Below are 22095 nucleotides of genomic sequence, written 5' to 3' on the forward strand. Positions count from 1 at the left end.
GATTTTTCTTTTTTCGGTTCGCACTAGCTTTTGCTAGTGCATAAGTTCCACTAATCTAATTGAAAATTAGAAGTGGAACTAAAAAAACTCCTTGATACGAGATCGAGGAGTTCATTGTTATTATTCACCAATCATTTCTGAGTATTGGTCTGCTGATAATAATTCATCAAGTTGACTTTCGTCGCTGATTTCAACTTTAACCATCCATGCTTTTTCGTATGGTGATTCATTTACAAATTCAGGACTGTCTTCTAATTCTTCATTTACTTCTAATACTTTACCATTAATTGGAGCGTATAATTCAGATACAGTTTTCACAGATTCAACACTACCGAAAGTGTCGCCTTCATTTAATTCATCATCAGTTTCAGGTAATTCAACGAATACGATATCGCCTAATTCATTTTGTGCATATTCAGTAATACCGATTGTTGCAACGTTTCCTTCAACTTTAACCCATTCATGTTCTTTAGAGTATTTAAATTCGTTTGGTACTGCCACGATAAATCCCCTCCTAATTTTTAAGTACATTTTAATGATGCCATACCCACTATTATCAATCAACTATTATATAAAAATTTTAAACCTTTTAAAATTCGGCTTTAAATATGTAATTAATATTTTTTAGTCTTTGATAATTATGAATGTTCACTTTCTATAAACTTCAAAAAAGTGTTACAACCAAGTGTTTTTATATTCTTCTTCTTTAAAACCTAATGTGATTTTATTTCCAGATATAGCTAATGGACGTTTAACTAACATACCGTCTGATGAAAGTAATTCAAAACGTTCATCATCTGTTAGGTCGTCTAATTTATTTTTTAAATCTAATTCACGGTATTTAGCACCATGTGTATTAAATAATTTTTTAGTATCAACACCTGTTTTTTCAACAATTTCTTTAAACTCGTTTTTTGTAGGTGTATGTTGAACGATATCGATTGGTTCATAACTAACACCATACTCATCTAAGAATTTTGCTGCTTTTTTACAAGTAGTACAATTTGCATATTGATAAAATTTAATCATAGAGTTTTGCCTCCTTTGTCTCTTATCACAAATATATCATGTTATTTTATAAAACGCTCTACTTTTTAAGCTTATTTTTTTATTTAAGAAATTTCATCCGTTATAATAAATTTACTAATTAAATGAAAAGGGGCTTTTGTAATGGAAAGTATTAATACTACAGAACAATTTAATAACACAGTTCAAAATGACAAACCTGTCATCGTTAAATTCGAAGCTGGTTGGTGTCCAGATTGTAAAGCTATGGATATGTGGATTGACCCAATCGTCGAAAAATATAAAGATTATGATTGGTATACAGTTAACCGTGATGAATTAGAAGACGTTACTGCTGAAAATGACGTAATGGGAATTCCAAGTATTTTAGTATTTAAAAATGGTGATAAATTAGCACATTTACATTCAGCTAATGCTAAATCACCAGAACAAGTTGAATCATTTTTAGACGAAACATTTAGCAAATAATATTAAAAGGTCGAGATACAAGTAAAGAAATTTGAGTACCATTCAATGGCTTATTTCTTATTTGTTACCTCGACCTTATTTAATATCTTTCATTTTGTGATTAATTATTTAGTATTCTGAGATAAGATGTCTATTCTTACGTTTGGCTTTTGTCATTGGCTCTTCTAAATCAGTTAAATATAAGAAACCTGCTAAAATTTCATCATCTTCAATGTTTAAAGCTTTTCGTATTTTAGGTTCAAAAATATATGCTGGAGATTTCCAACATGAACCTATACCTGCTTCATATAATAACAACATTAAATTTTGCGCGAATGCGCCAAATGCAAAGTAATTTTCTCTATTTTGACGTTGTCTTGGATCAGCTTTTAAAACTAATACTAACATGCCACCTAGTTTAGTAACTTTATCATAATGATCTGCTCGCTTTTCAGGACTATCTGGAAAAGCAAATCGTGTAATATCTTCGCTCATATTTCCTAATCTATCTTTAGCAACATGGACAACTCTCCATGGTTCTCTCATGCCATGGTTAGGAGCATCTGTAGCTTTTTCAATAGCTTCATATAAAGCTTTATCATCAATTGTCATATCGTGCTTAAACTTTTTAACACTTCTTCTATTCGAGATTGCTTCTTGTAGTTCCAATCCTATCGCTCCCTTTATTATTTCGTTGATAATCTTTATCAATTATAAGACACAATCTACTATTGTTCAAACCTTCTAATCATTTCTCATAAAAGTCAATTTGCTTTTTTAATTCTTCGACATGAATTTGACCAGGTGCTTGGGGTTCACCTAAACATCCATAAGATACTACACCACCAAAAACACCTTGTGCCGTGCGACTAATGACCCCTATTTTAGACATCGAAATTCCAATCACTTTTTGATTTAATGTATTAGCTGATTCATTCATTGCTTCTAATAAATGCAATACATCTTTTATATCATGGGGCATAACTGCTAGCTTTATATAATTCGAGTTAAATTGACTCATTTTATAATAAGTGAATTTCATTTCTTCAAACGTAGGTGTTTCATCAAAATTGTGATGTGATAATACTACTTCTAATCCTTTTTGTTGAGCTAAATTGATTAAATTTAAATAATCATCTTTATTCTTTTGCTCATCCCATTCAATATCTAACATATTATATCCGTCTGTATTAATTAGATGTTCTATCACATTCAGATATTCGGATTCATTCACATTACGTTTACCACCTTGAGAAGCAGATCGAAATGTAATTAAAATTTTAAAATCAAACGTTAACTGATTTAATTCTTCAATGACTTGATTGAGTCTATCTAATTTATCCCACTGATCTACTCTAAGCTCTATAATATCAATACTATCTTGATAGAACTCTATGTCTTTAAATAAATCATCTGCTATCGTGTTTTCAGGTGCAATCGTAACAGCTATATTTACATTTGACATACTATCCCTCTTTCCTGTCTCTATTTAAACTATATACGTGTATATTTTCTTTTATTTTAAACTAAAATATACATTACTACCAATCGCCTTTATTGAATCAATAGCCAAAAAATTATTATGAATGATTGAACTAAAAATTTACGGGTACACTTTATATATATGATTAATTAGGAGGTAATAATTATGGCAGTTCAATATGAAACTAAAGCGACAAACGTAGGTGGACGTAAAGGACACGTTCAAACTGACGATAAAGCAATCAATGTAGATGTATTACCACCACAACAAGCGGACGGAAATGCTACTAATCCTGAACAATTATTCGCAGCAGGATATGCTTCATGTTTTAATGGTGCATTTGATTTAATTTTAAAACAAAACAAAGTTAGAGATGCTGAACCAGAAGTAACTTTAACAGTACGTCTTGAAGATGATCCAGACGCTGAAAGTCCAAAATTAAGCGTAGATATCGATGCTAAAGTGAAAAATGTATTATCTCAAGAAGACGCTGAAAAATATTTACAAGATGCACATGACTTCTGTCCATACTCTAAAGCAACTAGAGGAAACATTGATGTTAAATTAAATGTTGAAGTTGTTGACTAAGTTATAAATACAATATTATATATTTATATGACCCATTCTCTATTGAATGGGTCTCTTTTTTTGTTCACATAATTACCTCATATTTCCGACCTTTAAAATCGAGTTTCTGTTATAATGTATATGAAGAGTTATTATATACATACAATTAAATATATATTTTAACTATTTTTTCAAAAACGTTTTTGCTTATTCTTAAATAATCATTGATTATTTTTATTAAATATTTTAATATGTATTTACCCAGCAACGACACACAATTAATGATTTGAATTAGGAGGTCACTATGAACAACATCCGTTTATTAACTCTAGATGATTTAGAAATTTACAAATCACTATTATCAGGGGAACATCATACTTATTCGTGGGATCGTTATTATTTAGACCACGTTTCTGATGACATTTTGACAAAACTTTTATCTTCCGAATTCCCTTTCATCAATGTATATGGTGCCTTTGAAAATGACGTTCTAGTAGCTACTGCAACCTTAAGTCAAATGAGACAAGTAGGTAAACAACATAAAGCTGTCATCAACAATAACTTTGTTAAAGATAATGATGAAGTGATAAATCGTGAATTAATCAATTATATTATTGAAATTGCTAGCCAGAAAGATTTAGAAACCATTCTCACTTCTGTCACTTCAAATAATATTAGTGCAAAAGTATTCTTCACTTCTCTAGGTTTTGAAAATCTAGGTTTCGAGAAAAATGCTACTAAAATCGGTGAAGATTATTTTGATGAACATTGGTTAACTTATAATTTAAAAAATTAAGTTATTATCATATTTAAGTTAGACAAAAAATGGATTAAGATTACATCCAAAGTAATTTTATATATTTCATTAACATCTGACCTCTAATTCAATTTAACGATAAAGCTAATATAATGATAAAAGCTCAACCTTGTATTTATAGCAAGGTTGAGCTTTCTTTTACATAGGGTCAATTAATTCTATGAAAGTAAATTTCCCTTTGTCGTAACTAAATTTTAGTATATTACAATTTCCAATATTAAATGTACTACCCTCTTCATAGCCTAAGCAGTATCTAATAAATAAACCAATTGTACTTCCATGGCTTACAGCTAGTGTTGTATGACGACTATAATTTTCCATAATATCAGTTAATGTTTCTACCATTCTATTTTCTACATCTTCACGTGATTCTCCCCCAAAAGGTACAACATAATCACCGTAAAGCGTTTTAGGTTGTTTAATTTGTTTAAGTAATTCAATACTTTCGCCTTCAAACAAACCAAAACGCCACTCTTTTAATCCTTTTGAGCGAATATATCTATTTTGATGGTTTGGTACTGCATTTTCTAGAGTATCACACGCTCTTTCTTGAGAAGAAGAAAACAAACTATCAAATTCAATTTGATTATGTTCAAAATATCGAGCTGCAGCTTTTGCTTGTTCTACACCTAATAATGTTAAAGGCGAATCACTAGCGCCCTGAATTTTGCCTTTTAAATTAAAAACTGTTTGTCCGTGTCTCATTAAATATAAAGTTTTTGCCATATTTCCACCTCTATTACTTATATAAAGCTCATAACTAACATTAAATCATTAGACATAGTAATAGTAAATCAACAAATCAATGAAAAATAATATAAACAGATGATTAATATATTGTCTTAGTGGGTATAACTTAACACTAAGTTTACATTTGTTAAAGGAGTGTTAATCAATATGGAATCTCATGATCACAGTTATGTGAATCCGAATAATGTAACACTTGAATGGGAATGCTTTGTTGTAAGTAAAAGCGATATGTTATTAGATGGCGTACCAAATGAGTTAATCAATACTTGGTTAGACAAAGATATTATAAAGCCATTTAGTGTTAAAAATAATGATATTAATTTTAGAACAAAAGATGTATGGTATGCGTTGAATCAACAAAATTGGTACTAACTAAGTTAGTTGATATAAACTAATGGCTCTATTGGCACTTTCAATGAGTTGAGAATCATCATAATTCGATAAAACATAAGTACGAATTACAAACTTATTCTTTTCATTTTTTGGGAATTTATGATCTTTATTGATGTAATTAGCTAAATTTCCAAACGGTGTATCGTCATTTATAAAACCTATTATAAAATCATAAAATGTCATCACAATATTCCCCTCATATTTTATCTTTATTTAAGTTGTAATTAATCTTATCAGAAAACTCGAGATTGTAAATGTGCAAAGTGTAAATTTTGCACATTTTTATTGTATTTTTTTAAATTTATTCACAATTTTATTTACTTATTCAAAAAAATGGGATGTTCGCTTAAAATGTCGTTTCTTTTTATTCACAATTTATAGCTATATACTTCTATTTAATTATTTACCAAGTGATAATAAATGATATGATATACATAAGGATTTTTTTACTAAAGAAGCATTTTCCAGAGGTGAATCACCTATGAAATTATATTTTCTACACGTAATTAATATTTTATTAACGATATTGTTTGTAATTTTTAATATCGTCATTACAAATAACACCAACCTAGATGACACCTTATGGTTAGTGCCCGGATTAATAGTATGTGGTTTGATTATTATTATAAGCTTATTTATAGCTATTTCTAATAAGGATTTATTAAGTGAAATTCTCTTTTTTATTAATATCATTCTTACCCTATATTACATTTATCCAATTTTTTACGATTTTCTTTAAAAGATGGGAGGTTAAAAAATGAGCTTACATTTCACTATTCTTTTTTGGTTATCAATTATATTTTTAATTGCAGGTACAATCGTTCTTGTTACTATGCTTAAAACTAAAAAAGAATCTAAAAAAGAATCTTATCTTGGCTTCACAATTGTATTCTTTATATTTGGTTTAGCCATGTTAATTTATACATTAATATTCGGTTTGTAACACATCACAAATACGTTCAGTTGCTTTAGTAGCTGAACGTTTTATTTTAATACTTATATTTATGCTTCTTACATTATTTAAAGGAGTTTTTGATAATTGCGTAAAATTTTATTATACATATTAATAACTATTATGTTCTTTATGATAAGTACTTGTATATTCCCTCCCAACCATTTAAACGCAGAGTCACAGGAACATACATATTCAGCATCTAATAAAGATTTCCAATTACAACCTGGAGATATCATTATTACGAAAGGACCAGTTTTATATGGTTTTTTTGGTCATTCTAGTATTGCCATTGATCATAATACTGTTTTACAAATTGAAGGACCTGGTGATAAACCAATCACAGAATCATTTGAATCATCAAAACACGATTTGGAGAAGGCCAAGATGACTGGATTAAAATTTATCGCTGCGTAAAACCAGGAGCTGGTAAAAAGGCCGCACAGTGGACAAAAGAAAACTATGAAAATACAGACAATAGATATTTAGTGACTTTAAACTTAAAAAGTAAACGATTTACATACTGTACTAAAATTATCTACCAAGCATATAAGGAAGGCGTAAGCAAAAATGCTGTAAGCGACCATGGATTATATATTATTTCACCTTATGCATTGAAAGATAATTTCACAAATGAATATCGTTTAAAACTTGTCAAAACTTATTAAACGCCCTACTTCATATAAGTCATATTTAATATGAATAGTAAGGCGTTTTTTAAATTTAATTATACTTCTTTAAAATAATTGATGTACTGATCGTTCTTATCTAATAGATCAAGGTAACTAATCGCATTAAACGGAATGATTCTTGTGCTATTTTTCATAGGATAAATAATAACTTCGTGTTCATAATCAACATGGATATCACTTTCTAAAATAATACGTTTATTCCCAAAAATTACCCCTACTGCTTTAAAACCATCGTCATTTAAATATTTTCTTAATAATTCTTTATCCATATTATCACATCCCTTTAATTACATTTTACCAAAGTAATATTAAGGAATTGTTAATTTGTAATATTTAAAGTGATTTTCTACTTTTTTTATTTATACTCACCTTTTCAATCTAACCAAAACTTTTCATTTATTACTTATAATATTTTAAATTAATATACTAAATAAAAGGAAAATGCTTGTTGATAGTATTAATAAATTGATATGATTTATAGATAAAAAACACCTTTTAGGAGAATATATGAAAAAGTCTACAAGTCTGTATACAAAATTATATTATTTTTCACTTCTATTAATTGTTATCGCCATCATCATTGTGGCTTTAATTTTTTATAATACAAGAAAAAATATGAATCAATCAAATGACCGATATAATAATTTTCAAGAACTTAAAACAAATACCAAAGAAAATAAAGATTGGCGTGTTATTACAAAAAATCGTAATCACCATGATATTTTAGTAACAGCAATTCATGGCGGAGGTATTGAACCTGGCACGACTGAACTTGCTCGTCGTATTTCAAATATTGGAAAATATGATTTTTACACTTTTGAAGGTTTACGCTCCAATAACAATGACCAACTTCACATTACATCTACCAATTACGATGAACCAAAGTTGCGTAATATGCTTAAAACAACGAAAAAAACTATTTCAATTCATGGTTTTTCAGGTGACGATCCTATTGTCTTTGTCGGAGGTAAAGATAAAAAAATGTCAAAATCAATTGCTAAATCGCTACGTCGAAAAGGCTTTTCCGTTAAAGAAAGCCCAACAGAAATTGATGCTAAATCATCAAAAAACTTTGTTAATGATAACGAAAGCGACTCAGGGGTGCAGTTGGAACTAACTACGCGATTGAGAAAACAATTTTTTAAAGGACGCCAATTTAATCAAAAAATCCGCTCAAATCCAGATAATTATACGAAAACATTCTATAAATTTGCTAAAGCTGTACAAGAAGGTGTGAAAAATACTCAAAAGTCATAGTTTTGTCAGTAATTACTCTAATAAATTGTTTTGCAATTTAAAAATAAAGGGTAATACATATGTAATGTGAATTAGGGAGGAAAGTAAGATGGACGAATTAACTAAAGAACAAAAATATACCGTTGCTACATTTTACAAATTATATATGGAAAGATCTAATGAAGGTCAATCAGAACAAGAAGCGAATGATTTCAAAGATTCTGTTACTACACAAGATGACTATTTTTGTGATCGTGAGTACGATGACTTTTTAGAAAATTTGAAAGTACTGATTAATAATGATTATATTAACGGTGATATTGAAGATGACAAAGTTAATCATATTAAATTAACTACTAAAGCATTTACAGAAATTGAAAAAAGCTTTGGTTAGAAATGATGAGCAATACCTTAAAACATTCCCCTTATATAGGCATGAATGTATTTAGCGCTTGGGAGGATTATTAATTATGGAAGATTGGAAAATCAATAATCATTCAAATCGTCACTTTGCTATACAACGTAATGCTAATGAAATTTCAATAGTTGAACCACAAAACAATGGAAGTTTTAAAATACTTGCTGAACTAGACATTCAAAATAATAATTCAGAAGTATTCGATGATGATTTATATATTTCTTTTGATGCAAATAATAAAGAATTAAATATCTTTGATAGATTATAACTTTTCAAAACCTTATGCTACTAGAGGGTGTCATTTAAAATACTTGATATAGCGAATTATAAAGTATTTCAGCATTAAATGTTTTAAACTATTATATTTTTCATAACTAAAATTCTTGTTTATTTATTTTTCTTTCAACTATAAAAATAATTTAACTTAAACTTTAATTTTCATTTGCTAATTATCAATATAATAAAGTGGTAAAAAACTTAACTTTGTGGTACTCTAAATTTGTTAAACTTTGTGAGTGTTTAACATTACTTCTTGTTAGCGTCAGCTTAACTTTAATTTTCGTCATTATTAAAGTTAATGTTGGCGCTTTTTTAATATCACCTCTTTTCACTTTCAACAACTTTTCTTTTTAAATTACTTTTACTTATTAATATTAATAAAAATATTCACAATTTTTAAAAAGAAATAGATGTAAAATAACATTTATATGTAGTAAACTTAAGATAATGACATATCTTAGGAGAGATAGAATGAAAAAAGTATTTTGGTTGATCTTATCTAGCTTTTTAGTTTTAGGTGCTTGTAGTCATAGTAGTGACGATTCAAAACAAAATGACAGTAAATCAACGCAAAAAGATTCTAAGAGTAATGACAATAAAACTGTCAAAAAAGTAAAAAATAGTGCTAAAAAGAAAGACAATCCTAAGTCACAAGATGACAAAGGAAATAAAGAACGTGTTGACGGCGACAAAGCCAATAAGTAATTAATAATGATGAACAGCTTAGATGTATCTTACATTTAAGCTGTTTTTTCAAACAGTTAAGCAATATTCAACAAAATTTCGCTCAATTATATTAAACTCTATTTAATATCAAATTTGCAAACTGATAGATAGACAATTGATATTTTGCGTTAACCATGTTGCAACATCTTATTGATAACATTTTTATTTATATACATATCAAATGAAAGGATGTGTGAAACATGAAAAACACAAAATTTAATGAAGAAGAATTAGAAACAATCAAACAATTTTATAATTCAAGAAGACGTTCTGTTTGTTGTTCAAACCCAAAACTAACATTCTTAGAAGATATCGTTCATATTCCAACAGCTGGAAATGAAACAAACGATCTTGAAGGTTTTGCTACTGTTTGTGAGAACTGTGGTCAAACTAAAGTGTTTAATTTAAATGTAATGCAAAACGCAAAATTTTAGTATCAATGTCTATTAGACAGTATTAATTTTTGATAGATTTATGTTTTATATACTATATATTATATTGATATTGCACTTACGGATTCATATTGAATCTGTAGTGCTTTTTTTATGTATAAAATATTTAGAAATCTGTTTCTTATCTATTTCATTTATCAAAATAAACTAAATTTAAGCATAAAAAAAAGCAACCCATTAAGGTTGCTTTGAAAATGTTATTACATTTTTACGACATTAGCTGCTTGTTCTCCACGATCGCCTTCAACGATGTCGAATTCAACTTTTTGTCCTTCTTCTAATGATTTATATCCTTCTTCAGCGATTGCTGAGAAATGTACGAATACGTCGCTTCCATCTTCTCTTTCGATGAAACCAAAACCTTTTTCTGAATTAAACCATTTAACTGTACCGTTATTCATATCGAATACCTCCGCGTGCTTTTGCACATAATATTTGTAACAAATCCATAAATCAAAGGGAGAATATTCTTAATAATAACTCGCAATTAACTTCACGTACTTGATTACTTAAGTACTACTATACGCTATATTTGAGAAAAGTAAACCCTTTTAGCCATATTCTTTCAAATTTATTATAATTAACAAAATAAAATTTTTAACTTTTATTGAAATCACCTTTGAAATAGCTATTAAATGTAATTATCATAAAAATATAGATTAGTTGTCTTGAATTCTATACCACTTCATAGCATTTTTATAAAATATCTTTTCACATTCTGTCTCATCAAAGTGTTGCTCTATTATTTTAATATCGTCTTTAGTAAATCTTTGAGGCGCTCTTGTAGATGGTAAGTCAGTACCAAACATCAAAGCATTAGGATTTAGTTGATATATTTCTTTCAATGTTTTTGCAATGTCTAAATTGCCTCTACTAAACCCTGTAGCTTTAACTCGAACATTTCTATCTACTAATTCTAATAAATCAGATAATCCTTCTTGCGATAAACCTAAATGATCAATAGATACTGCAGGTAATTTTTTAATTGTAGTTGAGATTTCAGGTAAATTTTTCGAATCTATATATAATTCAGTATGCCATCCAACTACTTCATATACTCTTTTAGCCAAATATTCTAGTTTAGATAAATCTTCAGAACCACCACGTTTTACATTGAACCTTAAACCTCTGACGCCACAGTTATTCAACATTATTAATTCATCATCTTTTACAGTATAAGGAAGTTGTGTAACACCTACAAACTTACCATCTAATTTGTCTAGAGCATCAATTAAATAGTTTTGATCATATCCTTGAAATGACCCAGACACAATCGCACCACCTAATATATCTAATTCTTTTACATCTTTTTGATAATCCTCAATACCGTATGATGGTGGTAAGTAACCATTATTTTCTTTTATTTCAAAATCATAGTTGATAATATGCAAATGCGAATCAAACATTTTCATATCAATGTCCCCTTTGTTTAATGATTATTGTTATAAATATTTTCAAATTCATTTTAACTTTTTCTAATGTTAATACCAATATGCAATAGATATAATGTTTTTTTAACATAACTATTGGTTACTTTTCTGATAAAGTTTTACCACCTGTCATTGTTAGCAATAAAATAGCAATAGCTATAATTGTTGCTGCAAAACCAAGTTCATGCACTGCTGTAGTTAAATCAGAACCTTTAAATAATATTCCAATCAGTGTTGAAGAAACAATTGCACCTAAATATCCTGCAGTTCTTAATAAACCAGAAGACATTCCTATCATTGATTTTGGAGTTTGATGATATAGCGCATTTTGATTTGCAAGATTTAATAATCCTTGTGGCAATCCAAATATGGCTGATAAGAAAATTAAATAATAAATTGATGTGTCACTTGAAATCATTTGAAATCCTATCATTGTGATTAAAGCACCAATTGTTCCAATATATAACTTAGTTCTTATATTTAATCGTGGGCCCATTAACTGAGCAGAAAAGATACCCACAATAAACTGTGGTAACATCATCATTCCTGAATGCATGGGTGATAAACCTTTCACCTCTTCTAACCACTGCACATAACCATATAGCACACTGTAAGAAATAAGCATTGATAAAAAAGTACGTAGATACGTATTATTCATCGATATATTATGACTCAAAATTTTCAAATCTATAAATGGTTTAGCCGATTTTAATTCATAAAAAATAAATGCGATTAAACTTATAAACCCAATTAAAAATAAATACCAATATGATGGTTTGGCTTCTATAAAGAAAATCATCCAAGAACTTAAACTTATCGAAAATAATATAATTCCTACAAAATCAACTCGTTTTTTTAATAACTGTAATTTATATTTAGTGGCTGTCTTAGGAAAATATAAATAACCAAAGATAAATGCCAAGATAGACATTGGTAAATTAACTATAAAAATGGATTGCCATCCACCATTAGCGACTAAAATTCCACCTAAAGTCGGTCCTATAACTGCAATAACTTGATTGCTAATAGATAGAATTGTCAATATTTTACTCGGACTATCTTCACCTGTACGTTCAGCTTCATAATTAATTAAATACATTGCTGAAGGGTATCCGGCACATGTCCCAATACCTATTAAAAATCTGGCTAAAATTAATCCATAAAACGACGGTGTCAATAATGCAATCATACTTGCTAATCCAACTAAACTCGTGGCAAATAAAAATAAACCCCTTGGACCAAAAATATCAATTAACTTTCCTATTACCGGTTGACCAATACTTGTAGCCAAATATAAAGACGACACAAGCCAAGCAGTTTGATAGAACGGCACACCAAATGCTTGAGCAATTGGGACAAGCGCTACAGCCAACATTGAAGAATTAATTGGATTTAAAATCGAACCTAAAATCATAGGTGTATATAATTTTTTATTAAAAGTATTGCTAATAGCTTTTTTCGACATAAATGTCACCCTTGACTATTCTATTGTTTTTGCCAGTCTGCAACTGTTAATACATCTCCATATCTAGTTAAAATCTGATTTGTTAAAAATTCGTGCGTCTCAGAGGATCTATCAGCCATTGCATCTTGTAAAAATGTTAGTTTAAAATCTTTATCAAATGCTTCTACTCCTGTTGATAGGACAACGCCGCTTGTGGCTATACCCGTTAAAACTAAGTGATCAATTTGTAAACTTCTTAACAATACTTCTAAATTACTACCAGTAAATGCGCTAATTCGTTGTTTAGTAACTAATAAGTCATCATCATCCATATGAAGCTCATCTATAATTTGAGTCGATTTATCCTTAACTGTCATTGGTTGTCCACTTTCTTTGATTCTACTAAACATCTTGTTATTAGATGAAATTTCCATAAAATTTTTCGAAAAAGCAACTCTTACAAAGATAATGGGTAGTTCCATTTGTCTAGCTGTAGTAATTGCTTCATTTGTTTTATCAATTAAATCTTTTGTATCAGATAATGAGCTAATAATCCCATTTTGCATATCCATCACTAATAACGCTTTATTATCATTCATATTTATACCTACTTCCAATTTAGTTTTTACATTCAAAAATCGTACCATATCAAGGTTCTTATTCATAATGATTGGTTTATCAATAATTCATTGGATAAAGTTTATATTTTTATTTAATGATTATTTATTTAACAATCTTTAACCACAAGAATAAAGTTAAAATCACGCTAAACTATATTTTATTTTTAATTTTTAGTTGTATGACAATTTGTTTTGAAAATAACTTTTATAAATTTCATTTTAATTATCATTATTGATAACATAATATGATTACTCATTAGCCTGGCACCACAGTATTATTAATATATATGTAAATTACATTTAAAGGAGATATGTTTAATGGAAGAAAACTTTAATGAGGAACAACAAAGGGAAACAATGGGAGCAATTTCAAGAATTTCAAAGACAACAAGCCAAACAAGAACAAGCAAAATCTAATCAATCTAATACTAAGAAATGGTGGCTTTGGGGCTGTAGCGGCTGTTTAGTGTTTTTTATCTTATTTATTATTGGCATTATAGCCCTATCCATGATTTTTAATGGTGGTATCAAAGATAATTTCAGAAGTCATTCTAATGGTACTAAAAACTATAAAATCGGAGATACGATCAAAAATGGAGATTTAGAAGTAAAAGTTAAATCTGTTGAAAATACAACATCAGTTGGCCCGTCTATCGCACCTACAAATGCTAAAGACACTTATGTCGTAGCAGACGTTTCTGTAAAAAATAAAGGCAACAAATCATTAACTATCGACACCCAAATGTTTAAACTTAAATCTGGTAATAAATCATTTGATGCCGATGCTACTGGATCTCTATCTGCTAACCAAAGTGATGATGGCAGTGTTACAAACTCATTCTTTTTAGAACAAATTAATCCCGATAGTACTGCAGAAGGAAAAATTGTATTCGATGTTTCTGAAAAAGTAGCAAATACTAAAGATAAAAAATTAGAAATTACATCAAGCTTGTTTAGCGTAAAAAGTATTACTGTAGATTTATCTGATGCTAAAACTTCTAATAAAGATGATGACGAATCAGATAGTGATGATAGTGAATCCTCTACTGACACAAGTTCAAGTGGTTCAACAACACCATCTAATAATGAAAGTACATCTTCTTCAAGTTCAAATGCATCAAATAATTCGAGCCATAGTACTAATAGTAATGGTAATAGTAGTTCAAGTAACAATTCTAGCAATGATTCACAAGCTGAAAAAGCAGACAAATCACCAACTACTACACCAAAAGAAAGTGAACCACAAGAAACGAAGCCAGAAGTAACTAACAATGATAATGCCGCTAAACCAGCTGAAAGTACATCATCAAGTAGCACATCTTCAAATTCATCAAGTGATAGCAGTAATGCAGAAAAATAGAAATTAGATATATATATAATTAATAATTATACGGGAGTTTATACAAATGAAAATCAAATTATTATGAACAATTTTATTATCATCTGCTCTAATATTAACAGCGTGTGGGCAAAATGATGATAATTCTAAAAAGACAGACGATAAAAAGTCAGAAAGTAAATCTGACAAAAAATCCAATGATTCTAAAAAAGATAAAAAATCAGAAGATAAGAAGAAAAAAGAAAAAGAAAATAACAAACAATCTAACGAAGATAATCAACAAACTGCACAAAATAATGGACAAAATACTAATACACAACAAAGTACAGAACAACAAAATCAGCAGAATATAAATAATCAAAAACAAGAAAAGCCTGGAACTGATGCTGGTTTGATTAACCCTAAAGATGTTAGTGACGAATCTCAATCTAATGATGATCAATCAACAACAAAAGATGTTAATTCAGAAATTAATGCTGCACAAACGGAAGATGAATACTATAATGCATTACGCAAAAAATATCATGGCGGTCTTTCATCAGCCGAATTACAAACTAAAACTGCAATCGAAAAAGGGTATTACGATGGCAATAATGCGGATCAAGTTTATCAAAAGATTCAAAATGAAGAACAAAAAATCCAAAACGGCGAGTATGACCAATATAAAAATTAATTAAGTATTATTTCTTAACAACAACTGCATTATTATTTTAATTGCTACTAAATCTATTTTGTTTTCATTTTAGATTTAGTAGTTTTTTTATCCACTTAAGATCCTAACCCTCCCTCTAAATGCACTTTATTTATATTATAACTAGATTTTTCCGCCATACATTTCGAGATTTATAGTTAAAAAAATAATTTTAATTCACCATTCTAAAAGTGTAACTTATACATAAAAAATGTATAATATAATTTATATCTCTTTTATCAATAGCAATAATTTATAGAAGAAATAAATTTTATAATAAGGAGAACAATATTGAACAAATTTGATTTAAACGATTTGGATGACGGACAAGTTAAAGAACTAATAAATGAATTAAAATATACAGACTCTTATATAAATGAAAGTGAATTAAAGACATTAATTGCTACAAAAATTAAACAAAGACAAAAAGTAATAAGTTTTAAATTAGGGGTAAAATACATTGTTATTATAAATAGAGGTAATGTAGAAATTGATAGGTTTTCTATTTCTATAATTTTTGAAGAAACCTACCATACTTTAGTTAGAATTGATATTAGAGGTGGCATTCATTTTAATCCAGATGGATCATCAGCTCCAAATAGCCATATTCATATTTATAATAATGCATATGAGAAAAAAGATAGATTTGCTTATGAAATCAATTTAAAAGATTTTCCAATTCTTAATGATATATACAGTGTTTATAAATCATTTTTAGCTTATAATAATATTAGTGAAACAAAATAAAGGAGGGATAAGTATGACTATATTAGACGCAGAGAAGTTAAAAAATGAATATTTAGATTGGTATAAACAAGAATTAACCTTTTCTAATCTCAGTAAGAATATAGTAAGAATAGACTTTCCCTTTAAAGATAGTTCGTTAGATAATTTAATTATATACGCATTATATAATCAAATTGATGACATTATTACACTAACTGATGATGGATATACAATATTTGGTCTAGAAAATAATGGCATCTTTATAAATCAATCAAAAAAACGTAAGAATATGTTTGAAGAACACCTTGCTGCATATGGTATTAAATTCAATGATAAAACAGGTGAAATTTATATAAAAACTAATTTCGCAAATTTTAATAAATCCAAACATAATCTATTGCAATGTTTAATTTTCATCAATGATATGTATGGTCTTTCAAAACCAAAAGTCCAAAATATATTTTCTGATGATGTAGCTACCAAACTAGATGAACATAATATTTCATATGGTAGAGATTTACCTATTGTGGGTTCAAGCGGTGTAGTTCATAATTTTGATTTTTTTATTAGTGCTAAAAAAAATCAAAAAGAAAAGTTTATTAATGCCATATCAAACCCTAACAATGCGATGATTATAAAATCTAAATTAACAGATGTTATACAAGCTAAAAAAATTAAAAGACAGCGTCCTAATGAATTTATATTCATTTTAAATGATAGAAACAAAGAGATTAATATTCAAAATAAAACTTTTCTTCAAGAAAATGATATTAATACGATTGAATATAGTAACATAGAAAATCAAATAAAGTTACTAACTTTATAAAAATAAGGGTAGATTAATACCCTTATTTTTAGTTAGATTAGTTATCCCCTCATCAAATCACTTATAAATTCATCTTTAACTTCATATACTGTTGGTCTTTGCTTAACTTTATGTAATTTATCTTCATGTTTCTTGATAATACTATCTAATTTCTTTCGTCCAAAAGGCAAGAATTCAACTAATTCTCGAAGACTAATTCTTGTATATTCATTACCAAATACTTTATCTTGGAGCAATATAAACAACACATTTTTTTCATGCTCTTTCAAGTTTAAATTCTCTAGTCTTCCATACAACGTTTCAATCATCGCAATATTTTCTTTAAATTGTTCAATTGCAGTTTTTTGACCCTCAATGATTAAATCCAACATGACATCTATAAAGTAAGTCATTTCTCCTTTATTAAGAAAATGAGAAGTACTAGCAAATGCTTTATCGTATTTATTTTTATTTCTATTCACAGCATAAGAAAAAGTTAATGCAGTAACATGTTCTAAATTATCTTTCAAAAGTTTTGCTATAATATAACGTCCTAATCTTCCATTACCATCATAAAAAGGATGTAAATACTCAAACATAAAATGACTAGCTAATATTTTCAGAAGTACTGGTGCTTCATAGTGACTAATAAAATTTAACATTTTATTTAAAAAATCAACAATTTCATATTCAGAATACTCATTTCTATGTACCCATTTTTCTTTAGAAGTATCACGAACTCCTACACCTTGTTTTCTAAACATTAACCCATCTGGTAAATCTTCATCTGCTATTTCGTTAGATAACAATAAATCATAAGCCTTTCTAAAATCAGATATTTCATTTAATGTAAAATCTTCATCACTAAGTAATAAACTATATTGATAAACTAATCCTCTAAATCTTTTATTACTTTTTAAATTATTATTATTTAACGCATCTGCTAATTCTTTTTTAGTACTCCTTACATTTTCTTTTTCATTTGTACTTTGCATTTCGTTAATTAGTAACTTTTTTAGATATGAAGTTGTAGCGACTATTGGTTGGCTGTTAATCAATTTATTAATTTCACTTGAATTGATCAATATTTTTTCCGCTTTAATAATTATGGTTTTAGTTGGACAAAAAAATAAAGGGAACATCATACATTTAATTTGTGTCTGCTTTCTAATTGGATTTATTTCAATATCTGTGACATAAGTAGTGAAATTATTTAATCGTTGTTGGTACTCTTTTTCAAAGTTTTGTTCATCACTCATGTGAAAAATTGTTTTTAACGTTTTATAAGTCATCTATGAAATCACCTCTTATTCTCCTTTTCTTCCATTTTGGCGTTTAAGCATATTTAATGTGTATTATTATACTATAAAATTATTAAATTAAGAAATTAAAAATAAACTTTATATTTTAGTATTAGTGCTTCTTCTTATTACATAATTCAAAATATCTAGTGATACTATATCTTTGATGTGACGCAAAAATGTTTCATTGAATGTATTAGTGACATAGTGATACGAATAATTTATAGATTATTTTAAATAATGACCATTGCGTTTTACTTAATTTAATTGAATATAATATAACTTTTAGGGTACATAGTATAATAATTAAATAAATTTTGCATTTTTAGGGGGGGGGAGATCATTTGAATAAAATTGCATTTATTACTGACAGTTCATCTGGTATCGGTTTACATGAGTATTCAGATGTCTACGTAGTACCTATGGGAACAAGAATTAATAATAAAGATTATACAGATATGGTTGATATTAGCTCACAAGAATTTTTTGAATTATTAAAGCAATATGAAAATGGCGCAACTACATTTCAACCTACACCACAATCATTTATAGATACTTATCAAAAAGTCATCGATGATGGTTATACTCACGTTATAGCTATTCATGCAACGAGTGCATTAACTGGTGCGTGTGAACAATCAAAATCTGTAAGCCGTGATTTTGATATTGAATCAACTATTATAGATTCTATGACTGGAGATTACCCGCTCCGAAGAATGGTTGAAGAAGGTATCAAAGCCAAAAATAATAATGAAAGTTATCAAGCCATTATTGATAAAGTGAACGATTTACAAAACGCTTCCACTTTAATTTTTTATCCTAAAAATTTAAATCAGGTTAAAAATAGTGGCCGTTTAAGTCGTTCAAAAGCACTTATTGCGGGAATTCTCAACATACAAATTATTATTGAATTTCAAAAAGGAAAAATTGTATTAGCCGATAAATTACGTACTAAAAAGAAAGCCTTTAATTATTTAATTAATAAACTAAAAGATGAAATTACAAGAGATAATCCATCAAAAGTTGGTGTTTCATACACAGGAGAACACGAAACTGCTGATTCAATTATTAATTTTTTAAATGAGAAATTTCCAAATAAAATTATAGAAAAAAATCCATTTATAAATGTTGGAGCAGTTCATACAGGATATGGCACAGTTGCAATAGGATGGATCAATGTATAAAATTTAAAGACACTCTAATAAAGGGTGTCTTTTTTACGTGTTGAGGCATATCGATGATAACAATAACGAAAAGCCCACAACCACATGGGTTGCAGGCTTACAAAGCAGAAAATAGAATTCCAATAAAATATTTATGATTATCTTTTACAATAACTGTTATAACAAAACGTATATACTGTATTGCATAATGTATCCAATTAGATGTTAATTATCGTTCTTTTTCTTAAATAATTTCTTAACATCATCAAATAATGAACTACTACCTAACCAATTTGAAACAGTTTCCATTGTGAAATTTATGATCTTACCTAATAATTCCATATGTTCGTCCTCCATACATATTTAATTAGATAACTTAAGATGTAAAATAGGATAATCTCTACCTTGTCCATCCTGTTCAGATTCATCGTATTTTATAAATCCATTCTTCTTATAAAATTGAATAGCATTTTCATTATCTTTGTTCACATCAACGAATTGTATTTTCTTGTCTTTAATAAGCGTCTGTACAATTTGTGTACCATAACCTTTATTAAAATATTGAGGGTCTATAAATAACATTTCTAAATTTTGATCATTCGTTCCCGAAAAACCTATCAATTCAATGTCATCCCACCACAAATATCCTTCTACATATTTAAAGTAAGTTGGAATTTCATGTTTTAATGCTATTCTATCTTCATCTTTAAGAAAATCATGTGTTTCTATTACTGATCTTTCCCAAATTTCTAAAGCCTTATCATAATCTTTTTCATTTAATTTAGTTTTCTTTAATATCATAATATTCTCCTAAGTTAACTCAATCAAAATCATCAGCCATTAAAAATAAATATGCGATAACACCGATAGGAACTCCTAATATGGGTGTAGTAAATATACTTCCTAAAAATATAAATAAAGCTAAAAATATTATATCTTCAATATTCCACTTTTTGTTTAATAAATAGTTCCATATTTGTTTTAAGCTCATATAATATAGTCCTTTCAAAAAATTCTATTACAGAATAACAAAAGCTATGACTAATAAAATGATAGAGATAATTAACGTTATAGTTCCTATAGGTGAATACTTATTAACCATTTTTTCGTATTCATGATCAGCCGCATTTCTTTTCTTTAGATTTCTAATTTTAATCAAAAGATAAAATGTTTCAAATAGCGAAATAATCAGTAATATAGATAGTAAAATAATCATATAATTCTCCTTTTTTACCTACTATACATATATCATATTTTAATGTTTTGTAAACATAGCAACTAAGTGTAAAAGCAATCATTTTTAAATATACTTTTAATTCTAGATATATTTTTTACAATAACAAAACATTATAGCTATCAATAAACTATAGTTAATATTAATAATTAAAATTTAAATGTATTATTAAATTAAATTGTATATTAAGGAGCCAAATCGAAATGAAATTCAAATTATTAGGAACGGCAATATTATCATCAGCGTTAGTTTTAACTGCATGTGGTCAAAGTGAAGACCATTCTAAAAAGGACGATGACAAAAAATCTGAAAGTAAATCAGATAAGAAATCAAACGATCCAAAGAAAAATAAAGATAAAAAGTCAGAGGAGAATAAAAAGAAAGACAATAACAAGGACAAACAACAATCAAGTAAAGATAATCAGCAAAATGAACAGTCTAATGAACAAAATAACGAACAACAAACACAACAAAACAATACACAGAATAATTCAAATCAGAACAATCAACAAGCTCAACAGCCTCAACAACAAACTGCTCAAAACCAACAAGCAAATACTCAACAAAACAATGGCGCCTTAAATCAAGAACAAATGGAAGCTAATGCCAAAGTTGCTAAACAAAATGGTTATACAGGCATACCAAATGGTGATGTTGGTGGTGTTCCTAGTTCAAATAAACCTTTGAGCGAGCAAGAAATACAAAGTGAAATAGATAAAAAAGCCAACACTGAAGAAGGAGCAGAAGTAATTAGACGTTTAGGAGAACAAGGAATTAAAGTTGAGCCTCCAGGTGCTGAATAGTTAATCAAGAGGAAGTTTATAATAGTTATTAATACAAAAAATGTTATCCTTGGTATCATTACATGAACATTTACTAGATTAACCATATAGTGACAAAGTATATAAACGATGAGTACAATTGTACTCTAGTACTAAAAAAGAAATAATTGAATATTTATAAGTCACTACCTACTTAAATTGGTAGTGTCTTTTTTTGTGTTGTGGCACATCTGTGGCAATAAAAACAAAAAGCCCACAACCACATGGGTTGCAGGCTTAATAATGGAGACGGCGGGAGTTCATTATAGCGTTTATCTATTCG

At 28.1% G+C, this 22095-nt stretch carries 30 protein-coding genes and 2 pseudogenes; 18 read left to right on the forward strand and 14 right to left on the reverse strand.

From position 1 onward, the window contains the following. Positions 1-120: 120 nt before the first annotated feature. Both gcvH and Q4528_RS01920 read right to left on the reverse strand, forming a co-directional pair. Positions 121-501: a glycine cleavage system protein GcvH gene (gene gcvH, locus Q4528_RS01915; protein WP_017637479.1), complete on the reverse strand. Its 381-nt coding sequence runs from the start codon at positions 499-501 to the stop codon at positions 121-123. A 174-nt stretch (positions 502-675) separates the two neighbouring features. After that, on the reverse strand, positions 676-1029 hold the full coding sequence (locus Q4528_RS01920) for an arsenate reductase family protein (RefSeq protein WP_017637480.1): 354 nt from the start codon (positions 1027-1029) through the stop codon (positions 676-678). Between the two features lie 141 nt (positions 1030-1170). On the opposite strand from Q4528_RS01920, the gene Q4528_RS01925 reads away from it, so the two are divergent. Further along, complete coding sequence (locus Q4528_RS01925) at positions 1171-1494, forward strand: thioredoxin family protein (RefSeq protein WP_017637481.1); 324 nt, start codon at positions 1171-1173, stop codon at positions 1492-1494. Positions 1495-1602: 108 nt separating this feature from the next. Here the strand turns inward: Q4528_RS01925 and Q4528_RS01930 are convergent, their stop codons facing one another. Next, the gene (locus tag Q4528_RS01930; protein WP_017637482.1) at positions 1603-2142 is read right to left on the reverse strand and encodes a nitroreductase family protein; all 540 of its coding nucleotides are present in this window, start codon (positions 2140-2142) and stop codon (positions 1603-1605) included. A gap of 79 nt (positions 2143-2221) precedes the next feature. Next, the gene (aroD, locus tag Q4528_RS01935) at positions 2222-2938 is read right to left on the reverse strand and encodes a type I 3-dehydroquinate dehydratase (RefSeq protein ID WP_017637483.1); all 717 of its coding nucleotides are present in this window, start codon (positions 2936-2938) and stop codon (positions 2222-2224) included. A 183-nt stretch (positions 2939-3121) separates the two neighbouring features. Here aroD and Q4528_RS01940 point away from each other — a divergent pair, with 183 nt between their 5' ends. Together Q4528_RS01940 and Q4528_RS01945 are read left to right on the forward strand one after the other, a co-directional pair. After that, positions 3122-3544, forward strand: coding sequence for an organic hydroperoxide resistance protein (locus Q4528_RS01940; protein WP_017637484.1), 423 nt, complete (start codon positions 3122-3124; stop codon positions 3542-3544). Between the two features lie 283 nt (positions 3545-3827). After that, the gene (locus tag Q4528_RS01945) at positions 3828-4319 is read left to right on the forward strand and encodes a GNAT family N-acetyltransferase (protein ID WP_017637485.1); all 492 of its coding nucleotides are present in this window, start codon (positions 3828-3830) and stop codon (positions 4317-4319) included. Positions 4320-4478: 159 nt separating this feature from the next. Here the strand turns inward: Q4528_RS01945 and Q4528_RS01950 are convergent, their stop codons facing one another. Further along, positions 4479-5066, reverse strand: a complete 588-nt coding sequence (locus Q4528_RS01950; protein ID WP_017637486.1) for a histidine phosphatase family protein — start codon at positions 5064-5066, stop codon at positions 4479-4481. A 171-nt stretch (positions 5067-5237) separates the two neighbouring features. Between Q4528_RS01950 and Q4528_RS01955 the strand changes: the two genes are divergently transcribed. Further along, on the forward strand, positions 5238-5462 hold the full coding sequence (locus Q4528_RS01955; protein WP_017637487.1) for a hypothetical protein: 225 nt from the start codon (positions 5238-5240) through the stop codon (positions 5460-5462). Here the strand turns inward: Q4528_RS01955 and Q4528_RS01960 are convergent, their stop codons facing one another. Beyond that, positions 5463-5666, reverse strand: coding sequence for a sterile alpha motif-like domain-containing protein (locus Q4528_RS01960; protein WP_029055617.1), 204 nt, complete (start codon positions 5664-5666; stop codon positions 5463-5465). It lies immediately after the preceding gene. Positions 5667-5964: 298 nt separating this feature from the next. On the opposite strand from Q4528_RS01960, the gene tsaA reads away from it, so the two are divergent. The 3 genes and pseudogenes from tsaA (at position 5965) to lnsA (ending at position 7103) form a co-directional block, all read left to right on the forward strand. After that, on the forward strand, positions 5965-6222 hold the full coding sequence (gene tsaA, locus Q4528_RS01965; RefSeq protein WP_072291797.1) for a type II toxin-antitoxin system antitoxin TsaA: 258 nt from the start codon (positions 5965-5967) through the stop codon (positions 6220-6222). Positions 6223-6240: 18 nt separating this feature from the next. Next, positions 6241-6426 (forward strand): type II toxin-antitoxin system toxin TsaT, encoded by a 186-nt coding sequence (gene tsaT / locus Q4528_RS01970; protein WP_029055618.1) that lies wholly within the window; start codon positions 6241-6243, stop codon positions 6424-6426. A 141-nt stretch (positions 6427-6567) separates the two neighbouring features. After that, positions 6568-7103, forward strand: a pseudogene (gene lnsA / locus Q4528_RS01975) (lipoprotein N-acylation protein LnsA). A gap of 59 nt (positions 7104-7162) precedes the next feature. On the opposite strand, the gene Q4528_RS01980 reads toward lnsA, so the two are convergent. Further along, a complete protein-coding gene (locus Q4528_RS01980) occupies positions 7163-7396 on the reverse strand; it encodes a hypothetical protein (protein ID WP_017637826.1) in 234 nt (77 codons plus the stop codon). 238 nt (positions 7397-7634) lie between these two features. Between Q4528_RS01980 and Q4528_RS01985 the strand changes: the two genes are divergently transcribed. From Q4528_RS01985 to Q4528_RS02005, 5 genes are all read left to right on the forward strand, one after another. Then, positions 7635-8384, forward strand: a complete 750-nt coding sequence (locus Q4528_RS01985; protein WP_303520349.1) for a poly-gamma-glutamate hydrolase family protein — start codon at positions 7635-7637, stop codon at positions 8382-8384. 88 nt (positions 8385-8472) lie between these two features. After that, positions 8473-8757, forward strand: a complete 285-nt coding sequence (locus Q4528_RS01990) for a hypothetical protein (RefSeq protein WP_046466485.1) — start codon at positions 8473-8475, stop codon at positions 8755-8757. A 76-nt stretch (positions 8758-8833) separates the two neighbouring features. Further along, on the forward strand, positions 8834-9049 hold the full coding sequence (locus Q4528_RS01995; protein WP_017637829.1) for a hypothetical protein: 216 nt from the start codon (positions 8834-8836) through the stop codon (positions 9047-9049). A 482-nt stretch (positions 9050-9531) separates the two neighbouring features. After that, positions 9532-9765: a hypothetical protein gene (locus Q4528_RS02000; protein WP_017637830.1), complete on the forward strand. Its 234-nt coding sequence runs from the start codon at positions 9532-9534 to the stop codon at positions 9763-9765. Between the two features lie 221 nt (positions 9766-9986). After that, positions 9987-10220 carry a hypothetical protein gene (locus tag Q4528_RS02005; RefSeq protein WP_029056555.1) on the forward strand — a complete coding sequence of 78 codons (234 nt, stop codon included), beginning with the start codon at positions 9987-9989 and terminating at the stop codon, positions 10218-10220. A gap of 218 nt (positions 10221-10438) precedes the next feature. On the opposite strand, the gene Q4528_RS02010 is transcribed toward Q4528_RS02005, so the two are convergent. The 4 genes from Q4528_RS02010 to Q4528_RS02025 all read right to left on the reverse strand — a co-directional run bounded on the left by Q4528_RS02010 (position 10439) and on the right by Q4528_RS02025 (position 13777). Beyond that, complete coding sequence (locus Q4528_RS02010; protein WP_002450876.1) at positions 10439-10639, reverse strand: cold-shock protein; 201 nt, start codon at positions 10637-10639, stop codon at positions 10439-10441. Between the two features lie 258 nt (positions 10640-10897). Next, positions 10898-11650 (reverse strand): amidohydrolase family protein, encoded by a 753-nt coding sequence (locus Q4528_RS02015; RefSeq protein ID WP_046466484.1) that lies wholly within the window; start codon positions 11648-11650, stop codon positions 10898-10900. Positions 11651-11768: 118 nt separating this feature from the next. Then, positions 11769-13133: an MFS transporter gene (locus Q4528_RS02020; RefSeq protein WP_303520361.1), complete on the reverse strand. Its 1365-nt coding sequence runs from the start codon at positions 13131-13133 to the stop codon at positions 11769-11771. A 20-nt stretch (positions 13134-13153) separates the two neighbouring features. After that, on the reverse strand, positions 13154-13777 hold the full coding sequence (locus tag Q4528_RS02025) for a cysteine hydrolase family protein (protein ID WP_335682212.1): 624 nt from the start codon (positions 13775-13777) through the stop codon (positions 13154-13156). A 273-nt stretch (positions 13778-14050) separates the two neighbouring features. On the opposite strand from Q4528_RS02025, the pseudogene Q4528_RS02030 reads away from it, so the two are divergent. The 4 genes and pseudogenes from Q4528_RS02030 to Q4528_RS02045 all read left to right on the forward strand — a co-directional run bounded on the left by Q4528_RS02030 (position 14051) and on the right by Q4528_RS02045 (position 17314). Next, positions 14051-15092 (forward strand): annotated as a pseudogene (locus Q4528_RS02030) (DUF4352 domain-containing protein). A 370-nt stretch (positions 15093-15462) separates the two neighbouring features. Continuing rightward, positions 15463-15744, forward strand: a complete 282-nt coding sequence (locus Q4528_RS02035) for a hypothetical protein (protein WP_052728878.1) — start codon at positions 15463-15465, stop codon at positions 15742-15744. Positions 15745-16053: 309 nt separating this feature from the next. Then, positions 16054-16509 carry a DUF6978 family protein gene (locus Q4528_RS02040; protein ID WP_046466479.1) on the forward strand — a complete coding sequence of 152 codons (456 nt, stop codon included), beginning with the start codon at positions 16054-16056 and terminating at the stop codon, positions 16507-16509. 13 nt (positions 16510-16522) lie between these two features. Then, positions 16523-17314 (forward strand): DUF1829 domain-containing protein, encoded by a 792-nt coding sequence (locus tag Q4528_RS02045; protein WP_046466478.1) that lies wholly within the window; start codon positions 16523-16525, stop codon positions 17312-17314. Positions 17315-17355: 41 nt separating this feature from the next. Here Q4528_RS02045 and Q4528_RS02050 read toward each other — a convergent pair whose 3' ends face one another. After that, complete coding sequence (locus Q4528_RS02050; protein WP_303520363.1) at positions 17356-18585, reverse strand: Fic family protein; 1230 nt, start codon at positions 18583-18585, stop codon at positions 17356-17358. Positions 18586-18938: 353 nt separating this feature from the next. Between Q4528_RS02050 and Q4528_RS02055 the strand changes: the two genes are divergently transcribed. Beyond that, entirely contained in the window at positions 18939-19778 is an 840-nt protein-coding gene (locus tag Q4528_RS02055) for a DegV family protein (RefSeq protein ID WP_046466476.1), read from the forward strand. A 342-nt stretch (positions 19779-20120) separates the two neighbouring features. On the opposite strand, the gene Q4528_RS02060 is transcribed toward Q4528_RS02055, so the two are convergent. Then, positions 20121-20558 (reverse strand): GNAT family N-acetyltransferase, encoded by a 438-nt coding sequence (locus tag Q4528_RS02060; protein WP_029056549.1) that lies wholly within the window; start codon positions 20556-20558, stop codon positions 20121-20123. A 19-nt stretch (positions 20559-20577) separates the two neighbouring features. After that, complete coding sequence (locus Q4528_RS02065) at positions 20578-20748, reverse strand: VraH family peptide resistance protein (RefSeq protein WP_046466475.1); 171 nt, start codon at positions 20746-20748, stop codon at positions 20578-20580. 446 nt (positions 20749-21194) lie between these two features. Here Q4528_RS02065 and Q4528_RS02070 point away from each other — a divergent pair, with 446 nt between their 5' ends. Then, the gene (locus Q4528_RS02070) at positions 21195-21794 is read left to right on the forward strand and encodes a hypothetical protein (RefSeq protein WP_046466473.1); all 600 of its coding nucleotides are present in this window, start codon (positions 21195-21197) and stop codon (positions 21792-21794) included. The last annotated feature ends 301 nt before the right edge of the window (positions 21795-22095 follow it).

The sequence above is a fragment of the Staphylococcus pasteuri genome (assembly GCF_030547725.1).
GTDB lineage: Bacteria > Bacillota > Bacilli > Staphylococcales > Staphylococcaceae > Staphylococcus > Staphylococcus pasteuri.

Bases quoted from the DNA above. Each gene is read 5' to 3' on its own strand.
- Q4528_RS01920 (WP_017637480.1), bottom strand. From the start codon at position 1,029: ATGATTAAATTTTATCAATATGCAAATTGTACTACTTGTAAAAAAGCA.
- Q4528_RS01925 (WP_017637481.1), top strand. From the start codon at position 1,171: ATGGAAAGTATTAATACTACAGAACAATTTAATAACACAGTTCAAAAT.
- aroD (WP_017637483.1), bottom strand. From the start codon at position 2,938: ATGTCAAATGTAAATATAGCTGTTACGATTGCACCTGAAAACACGATA.
- Q4528_RS01940 (WP_017637484.1), top strand. From the start codon at position 3,122: ATGGCAGTTCAATATGAAACTAAAGCGACAAACGTAGGTGGACGTAAA.
- Q4528_RS01945 (WP_017637485.1), top strand. From the start codon at position 3,828: ATGAACAACATCCGTTTATTAACTCTAGATGATTTAGAAATTTACAAA.
- Q4528_RS01950 (WP_017637486.1), bottom strand. From the start codon at position 5,066: ATGGCAAAAACTTTATATTTAATGAGACACGGACAAACAGTTTTTAAT.
- Q4528_RS01955 (WP_017637487.1), top strand. From the start codon at position 5,238: ATGGAATCTCATGATCACAGTTATGTGAATCCGAATAATGTAACACTT.
- Q4528_RS01960 (WP_029055617.1), bottom strand. From the start codon at position 5,666: ATGACATTTTATGATTTTATAATAGGTTTTATAAATGACGATACACCG.
- tsaA (WP_072291797.1), top strand. From the start codon at position 5,965: ATGAAATTATATTTTCTACACGTAATTAATATTTTATTAACGATATTG.
- tsaT (WP_029055618.1), top strand. From the start codon at position 6,241: ATGAGCTTACATTTCACTATTCTTTTTTGGTTATCAATTATATTTTTA.
- Q4528_RS01980 (WP_017637826.1), bottom strand. From the start codon at position 7,396: ATGGATAAAGAATTATTAAGAAAATATTTAAATGACGATGGTTTTAAA.
- Q4528_RS01985 (WP_303520349.1), top strand. From the start codon at position 7,635: ATGAAAAAGTCTACAAGTCTGTATACAAAATTATATTATTTTTCACTT.
- Q4528_RS01990 (WP_046466485.1), top strand. From the start codon at position 8,473: ATGGACGAATTAACTAAAGAACAAAAATATACCGTTGCTACATTTTAC.
- Q4528_RS01995 (WP_017637829.1), top strand. From the start codon at position 8,834: ATGGAAGATTGGAAAATCAATAATCATTCAAATCGTCACTTTGCTATA.
- Q4528_RS02000 (WP_017637830.1), top strand. From the start codon at position 9,532: ATGAAAAAAGTATTTTGGTTGATCTTATCTAGCTTTTTAGTTTTAGGT.
- Q4528_RS02005 (WP_029056555.1), top strand. From the start codon at position 9,987: ATGAAAAACACAAAATTTAATGAAGAAGAATTAGAAACAATCAAACAA.
- Q4528_RS02010 (WP_002450876.1), bottom strand. From the start codon at position 10,639: ATGAATAACGGTACAGTTAAATGGTTTAATTCAGAAAAAGGTTTTGGT.
- Q4528_RS02015 (WP_046466484.1), bottom strand. From the start codon at position 11,650: ATGAAAATGTTTGATTCGCATTTGCATATTATCAACTATGATTTTGAA.
- Q4528_RS02020 (WP_303520361.1), bottom strand. From the start codon at position 13,133: ATGTCGAAAAAAGCTATTAGCAATACTTTTAATAAAAAATTATATACA.
- Q4528_RS02025 (WP_335682212.1), bottom strand. From the start codon at position 13,777: ATGAATAAGAACCTTGATATGGTACGATTTTTGAATGTAAAAACTAAA.
- Q4528_RS02045 (WP_046466478.1), top strand. From the start codon at position 16,523: ATGACTATATTAGACGCAGAGAAGTTAAAAAATGAATATTTAGATTGG.
- Q4528_RS02050 (WP_303520363.1), bottom strand. From the start codon at position 18,585: ATGACTTATAAAACGTTAAAAACAATTTTTCACATGAGTGATGAACAA.
- Q4528_RS02060 (WP_029056549.1), bottom strand. From the start codon at position 20,558: ATGATATTAAAGAAAACTAAATTAAATGAAAAAGATTATGATAAGGCT.
- Q4528_RS02065 (WP_046466475.1), bottom strand. From the start codon at position 20,748: ATGAGCTTAAAACAAATATGGAACTATTTATTAAACAAAAAGTGGAAT.
- Q4528_RS02070 (WP_046466473.1), top strand. From the start codon at position 21,195: ATGAAATTCAAATTATTAGGAACGGCAATATTATCATCAGCGTTAGTT.